The sequence below is a fragment of the Flavobacterium sp. FlaQc-48 genome (assembly GCF_044007335.1).
Classification (GTDB): domain Bacteria; phylum Bacteroidota; class Bacteroidia; order Flavobacteriales; family Flavobacteriaceae; genus Flavobacterium.
Genome location: NZ_JBIPCR010000001.1, coordinates 60,798 through 78,672, shown reverse-complemented (window position 1 = coordinate 78,672; position 17,875 = coordinate 60,798). Strand labels below are relative to the sequence as shown.

Here is a 17,875-nt window from a genome sequence, read left to right as displayed (position 1 = left end):
ATGCCTAAATATACATTAAAAATTTGATTCTATTTATCTATAAACGAATCAATTAATGTAGTATTTTTATAACAAAGTAAATCCGTGATGTTACTATGAAAGAACCAAAAAACGCCACTACCACTCTACGTTTACTCCAAAAAAGAATTGCCGGTTTTTTTTCTGAAAATGGTAAACTATCCGGGCAGATTGTCCTGACCTTGTTTTTCTTTTTAATTGGATTTTGGTTTATCAAAGAAGAACAAAGCGAGCTTTATCAAATCAAAAACAGCATTGCAGACGCCAAACCACAATGGATACTGATAGGTTTTCTGTTAAGCATTCTGTACGTCTTTTTACAAGGATTCATGTACGTTGTTTCGTTTTCTGCCATTGATGCCAAAATAACATGGAAAGATGCGAATAGCTTATTTTTAAAACGCAATTTTATAAGTGTATTTATTCCCGCGGGAGGCATTACTTCACTTTTCTTTTTTACGGATAATCTCTTAAAAAAAGGAACCACAAAGACCGCAGTTCACCTGGCATCGGCCATTTACGGATTTGTAGGTATCTTGTCTGTCCTGCTTCTTGCGGTTCCTTTATTTCTTTTTTCACTGTTGAAAGGCACTATCGGATATAGCGAATGGCTTGTTTTAGCTATTATAATTGTCGTTCTGCCGTTCTTGGTTGTTTTGTTTAATTCGATACTTCAAAAAGGAACTTTATACCGGTTACTGCTAAAAAGTGTTCCCAAAATAGAACCATTCCTGATTGATTTGCATGAACATAAAATAAACCGGATTAAATTTTTAAAAATAGTAGGCTGCTCTTTATTGATTGATGCCGTTGGAATCGCACATGTATATATCGCCATGAAGGCATTACAATTTGATTCTTCTCTCTTGGCAGCTGCAATGGCTTATGTAGTGGCTGTTGTATTTTTAATTATATCCCCTTTTCTAAGAGGTCTGGGCGCTGTTGAAGTATCAATGAGTTATGTTTTAATACAGTATGGTTTTAACAATATGGAAGCCGTCGCCCTAACACTTTTCTATCGGGTTTTTGAATTTTGGCTACCTTTATTTGCAGGTATTATTTTATTTCTTTCCAGGATTCACAAACTCCTTTTACGTGTTGTTCCTGCCTTACTTTTACTCACGCTGGGTGTTATCAATATTATATCGGTTCTCACTCCTGCTATCAACAGCCGGCTTATACTTCTTAAAAATTTCCTGCCCATAGAAGCCATTCATACCTCTAATTATCTGGTGTTAACAACAGGTTTGTTTTTATTGGTTACGGCTGCTTTTATGTTAAAAGGGCTTCGTATGGCCTGGTGGTTTGCAATCTTATTATCTGTACTTTCTTTGATCGGAAATCTTACCAAAGCCATTGATTTTGAAGAATCTGCCATCGCTCTTTTGGTAATCATTGTTTTAATTGCAACCCGAAAAGAATATTACATCAGAACAAACCCCAGACTTGGCAGTATTGGTTTGCAAACTTCTCTGCTAAGTATCCTGGCAGTTTTAATTTACGGCGTATTAGGTTTTTATTTCTTCGATAAGAAACATTTTAATATTGATTTCAGCTTCGTTGAATCGGTTCGCTATACGCTTCAGAATTATTTTCTCGTTGGCAGCGATAATTTGCATCCAACGGGAACTTTTGCCGAGCATTTTTTAATTTCACTCAAAATTAGCGGGTTTCTTTCGTTTGCTTTTTTAATTTATACTTTGGTAAAACCGTCGATACTAAAATATACGGTTACTACAGAAGAAAAAGAAATCGCAACTGATCTTGTAAACAAGTACGGGAACTCTGGTCTGGATTATTTTAAAACATATTTTGATAAATTGATTTTTATATCGAAAAGTAAAAATGCTTTTCTCTCCTATAGGTTATCCGGAAATTTTGCAGTTGTCCTCGAGAACCCTGTTGGCAGTACTAATCCTGAAATTAAATCCTGTATCGTTGAATTTGACCAGTTTTGTTATGATTTTGGGCTAAGAAGCCTCTATTACCGAATCCCTGAAAAAAGCTTAAAAACGTATCAGGAACTGGGTAAAAAATACTTTTTCCTGGGACAAGCGGCTGTTGTGGACCTGCGGGAGTTTCATCTGGAAGGTCAAAATCGAAAATCACTACGAAATGCATTAAAAAAAATTACTGATCTTGGTTTGCAGGCCAGTATCAATGAGCCTCCGATAAAAGATGGTTTGCTGCAACAAATTAAAGCGGTGAGTGACCAATGGCTTCAGGAAACATCCAGAAAAGAAATGCTTTTTTCTCAGGGTATTTTCCTTTGGGATGAACTGAAAAAACAAACAATCATAACGGTAGAAAATAACGAAGGCAAAATTCTGGCTTTTTTAAATATCATTCCGGATTATGCTAAAAATGAAGCGACTTACGATTTAATCCGAAAAACAGATGATGCGCCAAATGGCATTATTGATTTTATGATGGTGTCGCTTTTTAATTATCTTAAATCAAAAGAAATCACCTATGTCGATCTTGGCCTCGCCCCTATGAGCGGAATCGAAAACCCGCAGACCATTCAGGAAAAATCAATGAAATATGCTTATGAAAAGGTAAAATCATTTTCGCATTATAAAGGGCTACGGGATTTTAAGGACAAATTTTCTCCTTCCTGGCACAATCAGTATATTATTTTTAACGATGATTACGACCTGATTCAGATTCCGCGAATTTTAGCCAAAGTGATAAAGCCTTAAATCAAATGATACCACCGATTCAGGGATTAAAATGTTTTTTTACAAAGATTGAAAAAGATTGAACCGGATGTAATAATTAAATCAAAATTAAATTTGCCTTAATCTGCATGAGATATTGAGCCGAAGACTTTAGATTTAAAAATTTGTGGCAAAAAAATTATTCCTCAGGAAGCAAATCGTCTAAATCATTTAACTTATAGAATTTAAGGTCGTTAAGTTTCATGTATTTACAAATAAACTCCAACGTTTCTATTTTGGTCTGATAATTTTCGGTTACATTTTTGACTGGTTTATGGCCGCATAAAAGTAAAATTTTGTTGTGTTTCTTGGCATAATCCAACAATTCTAATACATACGGAATACTAAAATGAATGTGACTGTTGTCTATATCAAATGCGAATACAATTTTTGAATTATTAAAATAACTGTCTTGTTTTTCAGGAGCTTCGCCTCCAAAAGCCCTTCCTCTTATAATTTTAAAATCTTTGGATAATGCTCTATCCAATGCATCAGATCTTTCGCCGTAAGGATAAGCAAACGTAGTAACTTTAAAATTCAGTTTTTTCATGGAAACAATCATAGGATCAATTTCCTGTTTCATGTAGGCGTCAATTCCGTGTTGTTTGACAAATTTAACGGCATTATAATGATGGTATCCGTGACCTGCAATTTCGTGGCCTTCTTTTTGCATTTCAAGAAGTTTTTTAATTTGAGGGGCTCCAATAGAATCTATTCTGCAAACATTAAAAGTAGCTTTCCAACCGTATTTTTTCAAAGCCTGATCTGCTTCATACCATTCATCGACATAAGCATCATCAAAAGATAAAATCACACCTGCTTTATACGGTTTTGGTTCTTCTTTTTGTTTTTTAGTTTCGCAGGAAAAAAAGGTTAAGAACATTAAAAACAGTGTTGTTTTAATAAAAAATAGCTTCATATAGTACTTTGTGATTACTGATTGATTTTTAAGCGCCTCTAATCTTAATATTTCAAATATAAACATTTTTTCAGCTTTAGGTTTACGTGTTTAATTAAAACTACCGGAAAATAAAAAACGCCCCAAATAAGGCGTTTCCGGTTCTGCTGTATCTTTTTGAATGAAGGCAATTTGAAATAAATAATGCTTCTGAATTTTTATTAATTCAAAAGAGCTGTCGGCAAACAGCTCTTTTTAGTCTTTGCTAAAATGCTTACTAATTCAAAAAATTTATAAAAGACTATTAAAATTAACCGTTTAGAATTGCCGTTCTTTTAAATCGTATTTATTTTATGCCAGACTCATTGGCTTTGGCCTGCATAATTACCTCTACTTTATTGGCTTCTGGCAATACTTCGGCTGCATATTGCTTAATATCCTTTACCGTAATACTTTTGATTAAATTCTCATAAGCAGCACTACTTAAAAACTCATCACCTGTTTTTAACTGATCTGTAATGATGTTCAGCCAATACGAATTGGACTTAATATTCTGTTGGTTGCTTTTTATTAAATCTTGTTTTATATCTGATAAATTACTGGCATCTACATCTTCTTTTACAATCCTGCTGAGTTCACTGTACACAATTTCAAGTAGTTTCGAATCTTTATCAGGGTTACAGTCAAAACTTACTTGTAAAGAAAAAGTTGGCGTTGGGCTTTTAGACAAAGAACTGCTAACCTGCACACCGTAACTTCCGCCTTCATCTTCTCTGATTTTCTCCAGATAACGTTTGTCCAGCAATTGCGATAACATATACGCCATGATTTGTTTTTTGTCTGAAAATGTGACTTTTTTGTTTTCCAGATGCACATAAATACTAGTCTTAGGAACATTCATTTCCCGTATCAGTTTTTCTTTTGCCGTACCTTTTGCAAGTCCGGTTTTATGGTCCGTGTATTTTTCCTGTGTATTTTTTCCTGATAGGTTACCTAAGTATTTATTGATGGTTTCAATATCATTTTCGTTTACGTTTCCAACAAAAACAAAAGTAAAATCAGCTGCATTGGTAATACGTTCGTTGAAAATTTTTGAGGCTGTATCAAATTTTAGATACTGAAGATTTTCTTTGCTCAGCAAAAACGTTCGTTTGCTGTGATTGGTATCTAATAACGCAATGGTATCGCCAAATATCTTGTTGTTATTATCGCTCACATTTTCTAATGAATTCTGATAATAATCAATAATTCGTTTATAGGATTGGGTTTCGAATCTTGGGTGCGAAAAATAAAGATAGGTAAGCTGCATTAAGGTTTCGAGATCCTTTTTGATCGTGCTTCCGCTAAAACCTTCATAATGTTCTGCGATAAACGGACTTAATTTCAAGGTTTTTCCGGACAGTTGTTTTTGCAAATCCGTACTTTTAAAATCACCTAAACCGGAACTTTTCGCCAGGGCGGTTGCAATCTGGGCAGACGGCAAATCGGCTTCTGAAACCAATGACATTCCACCCGGACTAAATGCCGAGAAAAGAATCTGATCTTGTGCAAGCGTTGTGGGGTAAATAATTACTTTGGCACCGTTTGCCAAAACATATCCTTTGGCTTCTTTTATTCCTTTTACTTCAAATTTCTTTACAATGGGTTTAACAGCCAGTTTCTCCGTAATTAAGTCCGTTTTCTTAACCGATTCTGTATAAGGTGCGAATTTCTCCTGGTTTACACTTTTGATAATGACGGCATAATCAAACTCCGAAGGATATTTAACGTCTTCTTTATCTGGTCCTGAAACAGTCAAAATCTGATTTTTTTCTGTTGGAAATGCACGGAAAACTTTATTTACCTGATCGACATCAAGTTTCGCTAAAGTATTTTTTATAAACTCAAATTCGTCTTCTAAACTCATGACCGGTGCAGCTTCTAAAAAGTACCCCTGAAGCTGCTGCGCCCAATTTGAGTTGCCAATTTTGTCTTTGTTTTTTAATTGATTTTCATAACCGGTACGCATATTTTCTTTTACGCGTTCCAGTTCTTCTTTTGTAAAACCATTTTGAATGGCGCGTTCATACTCCGTATACCCCTGTTTAAAACCTTCTAAAATTTGTCCGTTTTTTGGAATCACATTCAAAGTAAAAAAAGAAGATAACCGGGTCACATCAGAATTTCCTGCTCCTGCAGATAATAATGCGGTTTCATTGTTTACGATATATTCCCTAAAACGATTGTTCATCATTTGTAATGCCAATTGTTGGGCAATACTATTTTCAAAAGTGGCCACATCCTGAACAAGCGGTTTGTTCTTTTTGAAGTTTAATGCTATGGCTGTTTTCTGAGCTTCTTTGTCTACAGCGAGTTTGTACAACAAATTATCGTTATCCGGAATGGTTTCATAAGTGCGCTCTGCCGCATTTGACGGCATTGGGACAGATCCCATTATTTTTTTGATTTGCTGTTCCATTTTTGCAACATCAATATCCCCCACAATTACAACGGCCTGATGGTTGGGTAAATACCATTTTTTATAATAATCCCTTAGCTGTTTGTATTTGAAATTATCAATGATATTCATGTCTCCTAAAACGTCTCTTTTGGCATATTTCCCTCCATTGTAAATAATAGGTTCAAGCTGTGACTGAAGTCTTAATTCGGCATTTTTTCTGGTACGCCATTCTTCGTGTATGACGCCTCTTTCGGCATCAATTTCGGCATCTTTTAAGGATAAAGATCCGGACCAGTCGTGTAAAACGTACAAACAGGAATCGAGTAAAACCGGGTTTTTAACTGGTACATTATTAATATTGTAAACCGTTTCGTCATGAGCCGTATAAGCATTAATATCACGACCAAAAGTAACTCCTTCTTTGGCCAGCATAGTAATGATTCCTTTTCCTTTAAAATGCTCTGTTCCGTTAAAAGCCATGTGTTCCAGAAAATGGGCTAATCCGTTTTGATTGTCATCTTCTAAAATAGCCCCTACATTCTGCACAAAATAAAAATCGGCTCTGTCTTTTGGCCATTCGTTGTGCAGAATAAAATACTGCATTCCGTTGCTTAAAGTCCCGTGTACAACATCTTTCCGTAACGGAATTGTTGTTTTAAATTGCGCTGAAACCTGCGTTAAACCCAGTATCATAAAATGCGCGAGAAATAATTTTACTTTCATGTTTTTGATCGGTAATGTTCTTTTTTTGATTGATTTTATCTTTAGTCTGCAACCTCTTCAATTAGATAAAAAGGCTGAAAGTGATATAAGTAAATATTACATATTTCAATACTTGCTATAAATTATTCAGATAGCATTTTTTTTTAAACACATAGAAACATAGTGGAAAGCTGCTAAAAAAGGGCAAATGCTCTGTTTCTATGTGTTAGAGAATAATTACATCCAGTTTGGGCGTTCTGCACCTTTTAAGTAATAATCAAAATAGTGCTGCATTTTGATTGTCCAGTCTTTTCTGTTGTTTGCCTGATCTAAGGTATGTCCTTCTTTTTTGTAATTGACCAGCCAGGCTTGTTTTCCTAAACGGCGAAGTGCAAAAAATAAAGATTGTCCTTCCTGATACGGAACTGCTCGGTCTCCATCATTATGAAAAATAAGTGTTGGAGTTTTGATATTTTTAGCTGAAAAAAGTGGAGAGTTTTTAATGTAACCTTCTAAATTATCAAATAAAGAACTGCTCATACGATACTGATCGACTTCGTATTTAAACATAGTCGAAAGTCCATTGGATCGCATAACAGGATAATTTGCTGTAAAATTGCTTACCCCGGAGCCCACAATGGCACAACTGAAAACATCTGATTTGGTAAGCAAAAATGAAGTTTCATAACCTCCAAAGCTATGTCCCTGAATACCAATTTTACCTTTTTCGGTAATTCCCTGTGCTATTAAATATTCCACGCCGCTGATGACATCATTATAAACACTGTTTCCCGGATCGCCATAGGTATAATGTACATCCGGCTGAAATACAATATAACCTCTGCTTACATACGACGGAATATTGATGTTTGACGTACTGGTTTCCGGCAATTGATATTGGTTTAACTCTTCGGTATGTTTTTCATAAAAATGAACTACTACAGGATATGTTTTTTTAGGATCATAATCATCCGGAAGATACAGGTTGCCTTGATTTTCTTTTCCGTCAAAAGTTTTCCAGGTCACTAATTTTGAGGTTCCCCAGGCATATTCTTTTTGCTGCGGGTTAATATCTGTGAGTTGCTGTTGCGATCCAAAACCTGAAGTTGCCCACCAAAGATCGCCAAAAATGGTATAACTTTCTTTTGAAAATAAAATGCCTGAATTATCACCTGATGTTGCTTCTATTTTTACATCATAATCCGGATTCCCAAATACTTTGCTAACCGTATTATTGCTTAGTCTGTAAATTCCTTTCGATTTATGCGCTGCATCAAAACCTGTTAGTGTTATTGTTTTTCTGTTTGTTAAATCTCCGCCATACCCCACTTCTCCTAATCTTAAAACCACTTTATTTTTTCTTCCGTAGCCTTGTGTAATTGCGTATGCTGGTTTTTGATTCGTTAAATCTATTGCCCACATATCAAACTGATCATAAAGTACAACCGTATTTCCGTCGTTTAACCAGCCTGCAATTCCGTAAGCGGTATTCACAGATGCCATATCTACAGCATCATTAAAAACAGCAAAAGGAATTTGCGTGCTTATGTTTTTAAACTGTAATGCGTTTTCGGCGCTGTCAAAAACCATCCAGGATTTCTGCCTGTCATCATAAAAAACAGCAAAAGTTCCCTGAGGGTTCCAGATAGGATTAGCTGCAGTACCTTCAATTATTTTTTTAGATTTTCCTGTTGCGGCATCAATCCAGAACAAATCAATTCGTTCGTTAAATGTCCAGTCGACCTCAACGGCGTATGGCTTTTTGTCAATACCAAAAACACCTTTAAAATTACCTGATTCCGGTACCAATAACTGATCAAATTCGCCTGTAGCAGCCAGTTTGATGCATTTTTTATTTTTGATATCGTAAAAATATTTCTGTTCGCTTGGGGCTGTTTTAGAATTCCTAAGCAATTCCTGTCGGCGTTCCATCGTGCCCTGGCCTGATTTCCAGATTTCAATTTCTGATCTGGGGATCTGCGTATTTTCAGGACGTTTTTTCTCGTTAAGCATCAGCGGAATAAGATTCGTATTTTCACTGAGCCCATATGCTACTTTTGAAATAGAATAAGCCGGATCATTTATCGAAATGTCATCATAATTGAAAACGGGCTTTACGGAATTGGTTTTCAGACTAAAATAATACAACATATTAAAACCTGAATGGTCATTTGTGCGAAGTGTAAAACTGCCGCCGTCTTCTTTTCCATTCAATTGAAAATCTCCAAAATCTGCTGCTTTTCCGCTGTAAACGGTTTGTTGTTTTCCGCCGGGAATTCCGTACTTCAGCAACGCCTGCTCTTTTTCGATCTGAAGGTAAAAAATGGATTTATTTTTTAAAAAACGAAACGATTTAATATTATTGACAGCTACACTGTCATTGGTTTCTACATTATAACAAACCAAATGCTGGAGAAAGGATGTTCCTTTTACAGATTCCGGCCTTGTATAATATAAAATATCCGTGCCTTCAAGAATGTTTGTAAAATGCTTCGTTTTCCATACTCGTTTTAAACCTGATTTTAAGTTTTGCAAAAGAACAGTATCCTTTTTACTGTATTGAACCCAGTCTTTTTTTCCGATGAATTTCAGATCACTCACATTATCCAATACCAAACGTTTTCCTTTTGGTGCTTCCTGAATAATGATTTGCTTCTTGTTTTCTTTTTCTTCATCCTGAAAAACCTTGCTGTACGACATCCATTTTCCATCATAGGATAATGATTTGCTGTTAATTCTTTGCCATGTCTGATAAGCAGACTCATCGACCGCTTTTTTCTGTGCAGATAAACTGTGTATACTCAAACCGAGTATACACAGCATAATTGTTTTTTTCATAACGCTATTGGGGTTTTGAAACTTTATTTTTCATTCTTTAAAGCATTAATAACTCCTGTTAATTCATCCACCAACTGACCCGGATTTCCCGAATATCCTTCTGATGTAAAGCGGATTTGTCCGTTTTTGATCACTACTTTTCTCGGAATTCCGCTTGATTTAAAGATAGCGGCATATTTTGCAAACGATTCGTTATTAGTTCCTCCGCCTTTTTTTACAAGATCAAAAAAGGCATCCAGTTTATATCCTTTTTCTTTTAAATAAGCTATTGCTTCTTTTTTATAGCCTTCTTTATTTTCCTGAGTACTTATAAAGTAAAAGTTAACCTGTTTGTCGTCTTTGTAGTTGTTAACCAATTGTTGCATAGCAGGAAAAGCTTTTTTGCAGGGTCCACACCAGGTGGCCCAAAAATCGATTACAATAATGTTTCCATTGCTTAAAACCAATTGTTTTGCTTTACCCTCTGTTGTTTGTACATTAATTGCCGGAGCAGGAACCGGAGCCATCCATACTATTTTTTCATCTGCATTGTTTTCTTTCTTCAGCTCTTCTAAATAGGCAGGAAAATCCGTCTCTTTTTTTCCTTGTTTCACATACCACTCCTTTAGTTTCAGCGTTAAAGCTTCAGATAATGCATTGGTTCTTGCGGCACTTTTTAAAACTTCTATTGCCGGTTTATTCAAAGCTTCCAAAGCCGTTACATGAATATCGTTGATACTTGCTTTTTCGTAACGTTTTTCAACCGGTAATAATTCAAAACACTCCAGAACTTCCTTGTATTTCTTTAGCATATTAAACATGCGAATCTGGATCACCAACTCATTGTTCAATTGCGTTTTAGCATTTTCTGTAGCCTGATTTGGAGACCAGTAAATACCTTGCATATACGACATATCGTTTACTTTTTCCTGCATCAGTCTGATCATTGGCACGGCCATAGTTTCTATAACTGCGGGCTCTACAGATTTAAGATACAATGCTTTAGAAATATCCTGATGATAACAGTCGTTTATGGCTGCAAAATTCATTGTGGGAAGTAACTTTAGAATAGACTGGTAATCCTTTGTTTCAAAATAATAAGCAAACAGCATTTTAGAAATGGTATCATACAAATACTTTTGAGAAGCGGGAACTGTTGCATCATTTGGAAAATCAGCCAAAAATTGATTCACTGCTTTATTCCTGTCTGCCGCATTAGGGATCTGATTGATTTTCTGATAGGCTTTAAATCTCAAAAATGCTCCTTTAGGAAATAATTTCTGAATTACTGTTTCAATAGAATCTGCCTTAACTTTATCTTTCAGTTCATACAGGTATAAATTATGAACTCTAGCATATACTTCTTCCGGCTGACCGTTTATTTTGGTAACAAAATCTCCTAAAAAACGATGTCCTAACTCGTCAAATTTTTCCGGTTTCTGAACCTTTAAAACTTTAATATAGGTGTCAATAAATTTCGGGAAATTTTCACTATGATCCGCTACTTCTTTTTTCAACCAGTATTCAGTAGCATCACCGGCGATAGTAAATTCTTTAAAATAACCGCCAAACTGCATATTGAAATCCTTATTTCTAAAAGTAGCCCAGGCCAAATCGGCTCCCGGCATTTTTACTTTTGGTTCTTTAAAAACAACCAGCATATATCCTGTATCCTGGCCTGTATCAGTAACTAAACCATTATTTGTATTGCCATAAAACTTGAAAGCCATGAAAGCAGCCTTTTTGGGAACGGTATATTCTACATTCCAGACAGCACCGTTTCTTTTCATTTTAAGGTCTTCGATTTCCCATCGGTAATCATTAAAAACATAAACATATCCGTTAATATCTTTGATGTTTTCCAACGGACCTCCTTTTGCATCGTATGTCATGTTTAAAGTTGATCCCGGAATGGGCACATCGACCATTCCGGATAATCTCAACTTTGTTTCCTGACTTGTAACCTGTAAGGTAATGGCGCAAAAAGCCAGTACCAAAAATTTGATATTTAATATTTTTTGTAGCATTGTGTTGTTTTTATTTACCCAATTCCGGGTTTAAATCGATATAATTTTGGTTGATTGGGAATACATAACCGTCGCTATTTGGTGCCAGCGTATAGGTCACGGTCTTAAAAATCCTGGTATACGTTTTTTGAAAAGCCGGATCTAAGTTTAATCTGCGCTGATCAAACCAACGGAATCCTCTGCCTATCAATTCTTTTTGTCTTTCAACAAGTGCCAGGTTTAAAGCTTCTTTGCTTGTTGCGGCAGATAATTGATAAGTTGTACCGGCTTTATATCGTTTTGCTCTTAAAATATTTAAATTATCAACTGCTTTTTGTGTATCCCCTAATCTGGCATAACACTCTGCTGAGATCAAATACATTTCAGGAACTGATACGCCAATATTCATTCCGGTAGTTGGGCTGTACCTTCCAATTCCAAATCCTCTGCCTGTATACGCTGGCGAAAAACTTGTACCAGCAATTGTATAATAATTATAACGAAGGTCATTGGTTTCAAAACTATTTAATAACTCTGTTGACAACGGAGCCCCGCTATACGTATTTAATATCGATTTAGAAAATATAATCTCCGGATTCTGAATTAAAACCGGATAACTATTAGCCGTAGCAAACGTTTTTAAATCGATTAAACCATTTTGCATGGCCAATGCTTTTTGGGCATTGTCAAGACTCAATTGATAATTGCCCATATAAAGATAGGTTCTGGCAAGCAATGCATAAACCGCTCTTTTTGAAGGTAGCACATTAAATGAAGGTGTATCCTGAATGTCACTCACAAGGGCACTTTGCAAATCCGAAAGAATCTGATCGTAAATCTGACCAACAGTACTTCTGTCCAGCGAAGAAAACAAGTCCGGTTTTATTAATAACGGAACTGCTTTTGCCGAATTATCTGATGCCGGATCAAATTGTGGTCCGTAAACATTGACCAATTGTAAGTAAGCAAAGGCCCTGTGTACAAAAGCTTCGGCATAAATTTCTTTTTTTTCTGCATCTGTTCCGCCCTGGCTGCTCATTACTCCGTCTATGATTACATTGCTGTAGTAAATGCACAAATACAAGCCATTCCAGTCTGCATCTCCCTGAGAAGGATTGTATATGGTTTCCTGCCAGGTATAACTGTTAGACCAGATAGTAGAAACGCTATTTTGATAGGTTGTGGGAAATTCTACATCAGCGCTGGCAAGCAAATGAACCCCTCCAAAAGACCCCATAGTGCTGTAATTGTTCGCCAAACCTCTGTAATCAGAAGTATATTTTAAGATTCTGTTGTTCCCAACCGGTTCTACTTCGACATAATCTCTGCAAGAGTTTAATACAAGTAAAGGCAGGAAAATATATAGTGTGAATTTTAGAAATTTCATAAGTATGTTTTTTAAAATTAAAAACTACAATTAAATTGTAAAGTATAATTGCGCTGAGGGGCAAGTGTATTATAGTTGTTGCTCGACAAGTATTGCGGATCAATACCTAAATCATTCTTAACCCATAATAACCCTAAATTTCTCGCTGCAAAATTGAAACTCAAAGACTTTATAAATGTTCTGTCTAAAAATTTTGACGGAACGCTGTAGCCCAAAGAAATTTGTTGCAATCGAATGTTATCTGCCGGCAATACATTAATGTCTGCCATCTGAAAACGATTCACACTATTATAACTAATGTTACTTAAGCCGGGAACATTTGTAGTAGTTTCGTCTCCTGCTACCCGCCAACGATCAGCGATCAGTTCATCTTTTGCAACAGCACCACTTTGCACACCTACATAAGTAGGATAATTTTGCAATACAGGATTTCTAAAAACGCTGCCCATATAATAACTCACCTGAACACCTAACGTAAAATTACTATAAGAGAAACTATTCATGAACCCTCCAAAATAAGGTGCAACACTAGTTCCCATATATTTTAGGTCCTCGGGAGCAATCGTAGCAATACCTTGAGATGAATTGACAATAGTACCATCTTTTTTACCCACAGTCGATTGACCTGTAGCATCTAAACCAGCCCATTTGTAAGCATAAACGTAACCGATAGAATGACCTAACATTGGTGATCCTGCCAAATATTGATTTGTCGTTGTAAGATTATAACGGGTGTCTGTAACCTCATTGGTATTATATGAAAAATTGAAATTAGTATTCCATTTAAAAGCTTTGTTTACAATCAGTCCGCCAATACTAAGATCAACACCATGTCCTTTAAGTGAAGCTGTATTGTAGTTTAGATAAGACCAGCCATACGTTGGGTTGTAGGGAACACTTGCTAATATATCTTTAGATTTTTTATAATAAAAATCAACACTTCCGTATAAGCGATTATTAAAAAGGGCATAATCCAAACCATAGTTAAGCGTTGCTGTTGTTTCCCATTTGATATCAGGATTTTGCGGTAACGAAATAGAAGCAATTGGTAATTGTGTATTAAAATCAACTGTTCCAACACTAATAATAGCATTTTGACTTCCAAAACCGCCAGAAGGAGCACTTCCTGCTTTACCGTAAGTCATCCTGGCCGATAAATTATTCAACCAGCTAACGTCTCTTAAGAAAAACTCTTTATTAATATCCCATTTGCCCCCTACAGACCATAGCGGTAAGGCACGGTTTTTTCTGGAAGCTCCTAATAAATTGTAATCATCAAAACGTACACTTCCGGACACATGATACCTGTTCATGTAGTCATAAGAACCTAATCCGTAATAGGATAAATAACGGTCCCTGTATTTACTAATACTGTTATCAGAAGTTCCTATAAAAGTCTGCCATCCATAAATGGTAGTATAATACGTGGTAGGATTTACAGATTGGGACGAGTTTGTATCCGTATTATAACCAAAATATCTCTGGCCTGATGATTCTCTTCGTTCTTCTCTGATTTCTGAACCGGCTAAAAAATGAAGACCATTGTTTTCGTTGAAATTTTTGTTGATATTCATTTGAAAACGCATACTTTGCGACTCATTAGAAGCTATCGTATTACTTAAGTAAGCTCCTGTCGGAACACCATAAACCAATTTACCGGCAGTACTTACAGAAGTAGCTTCATTGATCATATTTCTGGAGAAATAACTATCGGCTTCATTTAATGTTCTGGTTTTATTTCCTATAGAAGTATACATACCCGAAGCTTCAAAATTTAACCAGCTGTTTACTGTAGCCGTTAAGCTGGCATTCAATCTTAAATTTGCTCCTTTTGTAATTACATTCGAATAATTTAACTGATCTAAATAATTGTAAGTCCACGGCAAATATCCTTTTTTCTCGAATCCCTGAGCCACTTCAGGTCTAAAAATAATATAACGATCGATACCATTTCCGTTTGCATCTGCAAGCATATCATAAGGTCGTAACGCAGTACTTGACACATTCGATAATGCTTCATTAACGGTATTGTTTTCCTGAAAAGTACTGGAAACATAATTCATGCCTGTATTTAATTTCAGAAAGCTTTTAAGCTGAAAAGAATTGTTTAAAGTGATATTGTACGATTTTGATTCGTTTCCTCTAAACGCGGCGTCATCCTTATTGTATCCTAAGGACAAATAGTAGGTGCTTTTATCATTACCCCCTGTAACAGATAAATCGTATTGTGTAGTGGCTGAATTTCTTAATAGGTATCTGTTAATCTGATCCAGATTATTATTTTGTCCCAACTGTGCTAATAACTGATCTCTTTGTGCCATGGAAATTGTTCCTCTTTGTTGTTGGAACATAATTTCCTGAGCGGCACTAGGATTTTTAGCAGCACCGGAATCGATAGTGTTTTTAATATTATCGACGATAAATCCACCAGTAACTAAATCTTTTTCATAATCAATATATTGAGAGGAATTCATGACGCGAAGTTTGCCTAAATCCATTCTCTCTCCTATTGTAGTCGTAGTGCTAAAGTTGATGGTTGGATCTGCTTTTTTACCTTTTTTTGTAGTCACTACAATTACGCCATTGGCAGCACGGGATCCCCAGATAGAGGCTGCTGCTGCATCTTTTAAAACCGTTATACTTTCTACATCGTCCGGATTAAGATAACTTAGAATTGAAGATCCGGGTACACTTCTTCTGCTAAATTTAAAATCGTTGTCAGACTGCGGAAAACCATCAATAACAATTAACGGACTACCTGTGCCACTATAATTATTGGTTCCCCTTACAGAAATAGAGCCTGTTCTGGGGTCTACTTTTACTCCTGCCATTTTTCCTTCCAGTCGTGAGGCAATATCTACAGTAGGAACTTCTGCCAGTTCTTTGGCCCCCATAACTTCAAACGAGCCCGTTACTCTTTCTTTAGGAATATCCGTATAACCGTTTGAAGCTACTACTGCTACTCCTGTTAATTCCATTACATCCTGGGTTAATACAACCTTTAAGAATTTTTGGCTTTTTATTGCAATTGTTCTCGATTCATAACCTAAATAATCAAAACGAAGTGAATCATTTGCGGTTACGCGCATTCTGAAATCTCCTTTTTCGCGTGTTATATCCCAATTACTTTTATTACTGGTTAATAAAACGTTTACGCCAACTAATGGATTTCCGTTTTTATCTGTCACAATTCCCGTAATATCATATTGTTCCTGCTGCAGCTTTTTAACCTTTCTGATTACCACCTGTTTGTCTATAATGCTATAGGTTAGTCCTGTATTGACTAAGGCCGTATTTAAGATTTCCTCTACCGTTCCATATTGATTAACGTTTACTTTTTTTGTCGCTGAAAGCAAATCATCATTGTAAAAAAACACATAGTCACTTTTTTGCTGAATCGCATTAAAAAGCGTTTGCAGCGAAGCACCCTGAACTCTCACGGAGATTTCATTTTGTGCTTTGGCAACATTTGCGTAGATACTGGTTAAGCCTAGGTAGAGAACTAAAATAAATACTCTCATAAATAAAATAAAAGTAAGGTTGATGATTTTTTTAGGCAATAGAAAGCCTATATCATGATATTTATTCATAATTTTGTTTTAGTTTATCGATAATTGCATTTGCAATTAAAATTTTACATAAGCCAAGAGATGTTCGAGCATCTTTTGGTTTTTTTTTGGTTAGTTTTCCTGGTTTATTCTGTCATGTTTTTTCTCCTCATAGGCATTCCGTAATTTTTAGTTTATTGGTATTAATTAATAGTAATTTTTCTGGTCTTAGCTTCATAAACAAATTCAAAACCAGTTGTTGCTTCTAATGTTTTAACAACTTTGTCCAGATCATCATTTAATTTGAAAGCTCCTGAATACGTCTCGTGTTCATTCTTTTCGCTGTTTAATACAAAAGTCACATTATAATAGCGTGTAAGCTTTTCTAAAACCAATGAAAGTTTTTCCTGCGAAAACTCATAATATCCTTTTCTCCAGGAAAATAAAGGCTCAACATCCTGAACTGTTGTTTTAATGGTTTGGCTCTTTTTGTCTAAAGCTGCAATCATTCCCGGTTTAAGATCTGTTTGAATGCTATCTCCGGCAAAAAAGCCTTTTTTAGCATATGCCACTCTTACTTTTCCCCGTAATAAAGCAGTAGAAACTTTGGCATCTGTCGCATAACAACTCACATTAAATAAAGTTCCCAGGACACGCACGCTGTAATTATTTGCCGCTTTTACAAAAAATGGTTTTGCTGCATTATGGGCAACATCAAAAATACCTTCGCCTTCCAGGAATACTTCTCTGTTTTTGGTATTAAAAGCTGTTGGATAAATTAATTTAGATCCCGAGTTCAGCCAGACCAATGTTCCGTCAGCCAAACTCAAATGCGCTCTTTTTCCGTACGGAACCAAAACCGTATTGTATTGTGGTTCAGGGGAGCTTTTTTGATCAATTTGTTTGTCGTTAACCTGTATTTTACTTCCTGCTGTATTATAGGCAATTGTACTGCTGTCAGCAACAGTAATGGTTTCTTTTCCAGCCAGTAACAATCTAACCTCGCCGCTTTTTTCAAGAACAGTTCCGGTAGTAGATAAACTGGCAAATTGTTCTATCGGGCTAATTGCTTTTTCTTGTTGCTTATTCAGAACAACTTTAATTCCGAAAAAAATACATACTACAGCAGCAGCACTCCACGAAAGTGTGCGAAGTCTTTTTCTTCTGGCACGTTGTTTTTCAAAAGCGATACTATTTTCAAGTCTGGCTCTTAAATCTGTTTTGGCTTCTTTTGATAAAATTTTGAAATTTGGGTACAAAATATTTTTCTTTTTAGATTCTCTATAGTACTAAGAGAACCTAAAGGCAAAAACATAGACAAAAAATTTAATCTTTTTTT

General features: G+C 35.7%; 8 protein-coding genes. 1 reads left to right on the top strand and 7 read right to left on the bottom strand.

Annotated elements, in window-relative coordinates; translation table 11 throughout:
* Positions 1–95 precede the first annotated feature (95 nt).
* Positions 96–2,720: a phosphatidylglycerol lysyltransferase domain-containing protein gene (locus ACHRWY_RS00280; protein ID WP_395351378.1), complete on the top strand. Its 2,625-nt coding sequence runs from the start codon at positions 96–98 to the stop codon at positions 2,718–2,720.
* Positions 2,721–2,877: 157 nt separating this feature from the next.
* On the opposite strand, the gene ACHRWY_RS00275 is transcribed toward ACHRWY_RS00280, so the two are convergent.
* The 7 genes from ACHRWY_RS00275 to ACHRWY_RS00245 form a co-directional block, all read right to left on the bottom strand.
* Positions 2,878–3,621, bottom strand: coding sequence for a polysaccharide deacetylase family protein (locus tag ACHRWY_RS00275; protein WP_395351376.1), 744 nt, complete (start codon positions 3,619–3,621; stop codon positions 2,878–2,880).
* Between the two features lie 361 nt (positions 3,622–3,982).
* The gene (locus ACHRWY_RS00270) at positions 3,983–6,799 is read right to left on the bottom strand and encodes a M16 family metallopeptidase (protein WP_395351374.1); all 2,817 of its coding nucleotides are present in this window, start codon (positions 6,797–6,799) and stop codon (positions 3,983–3,985) included.
* 216 nt (positions 6,800–7,015) lie between these two features.
* Entirely contained in the window at positions 7,016–9,616 is a 2,601-nt protein-coding gene (locus ACHRWY_RS00265) for an alpha/beta hydrolase family protein (RefSeq protein WP_395351373.1), read from the bottom strand.
* A gap of 23 nt (positions 9,617–9,639) precedes the next feature.
* Entirely contained in the window at positions 9,640–11,622 is a 1,983-nt protein-coding gene (locus tag ACHRWY_RS00260; protein WP_395351371.1) for a TlpA family protein disulfide reductase, read from the bottom strand.
* A 10-nt stretch (positions 11,623–11,632) separates the two neighbouring features.
* Positions 11,633–12,988: a RagB/SusD family nutrient uptake outer membrane protein gene (locus ACHRWY_RS00255; RefSeq protein ID WP_395351369.1), complete on the bottom strand. Its 1,356-nt coding sequence runs from the start codon at positions 12,986–12,988 to the stop codon at positions 11,633–11,635.
* A 17-nt stretch (positions 12,989–13,005) separates the two neighbouring features.
* Positions 13,006–16,578, bottom strand: coding sequence for a SusC/RagA family TonB-linked outer membrane protein (locus ACHRWY_RS00250; protein WP_395351367.1), 3,573 nt, complete (start codon positions 16,576–16,578; stop codon positions 13,006–13,008).
* A 161-nt stretch (positions 16,579–16,739) separates the two neighbouring features.
* A complete protein-coding gene (locus ACHRWY_RS00245; protein WP_395351365.1) occupies positions 16,740–17,795 on the bottom strand; it encodes a FecR family protein in 1,056 nt (351 codons plus the stop codon).
* Positions 17,796–17,875 lie beyond the last annotated feature (80 nt).

What these genes read in the sequence shown, in the direction of transcription:
- ACHRWY_RS00280 (WP_395351378.1), top strand. Translation starts at nt 96, where the DNA reads ATGAAAGAACCAAAAAACGCCACTACCACTCTACGTTTACTCCAAAAA.
- ACHRWY_RS00275 (WP_395351376.1), bottom strand. Translation starts at nt 3,621, where the DNA reads ATGTTCTTAACCTTTTTTTCCTGCGAAACTAAAAAACAAAAAGAAGAA.
- ACHRWY_RS00270 (WP_395351374.1), bottom strand. Translation starts at nt 6,799, where the DNA reads ATGAAAGTAAAATTATTTCTCGCGCATTTTATGATACTGGGTTTAACG.
- ACHRWY_RS00265 (WP_395351373.1), bottom strand. Translation starts at nt 9,616, where the DNA reads ATGAAAAAAACAATTATGCTGTGTATACTCGGTTTGAGTATACACAGT.
- ACHRWY_RS00260 (WP_395351371.1), bottom strand. Translation starts at nt 11,622, where the DNA reads ATGCTACAAAAAATATTAAATATCAAATTTTTGGTACTGGCTTTTTGC.
- ACHRWY_RS00255 (WP_395351369.1), bottom strand. Translation starts at nt 12,988, where the DNA reads ATGAAATTTCTAAAATTCACACTATATATTTTCCTGCCTTTACTTGTA.
- ACHRWY_RS00250 (WP_395351367.1), bottom strand. Translation starts at nt 16,578, where the DNA reads ATGAATAAATATCATGATATAGGCTTTCTATTGCCTAAAAAAATCATC.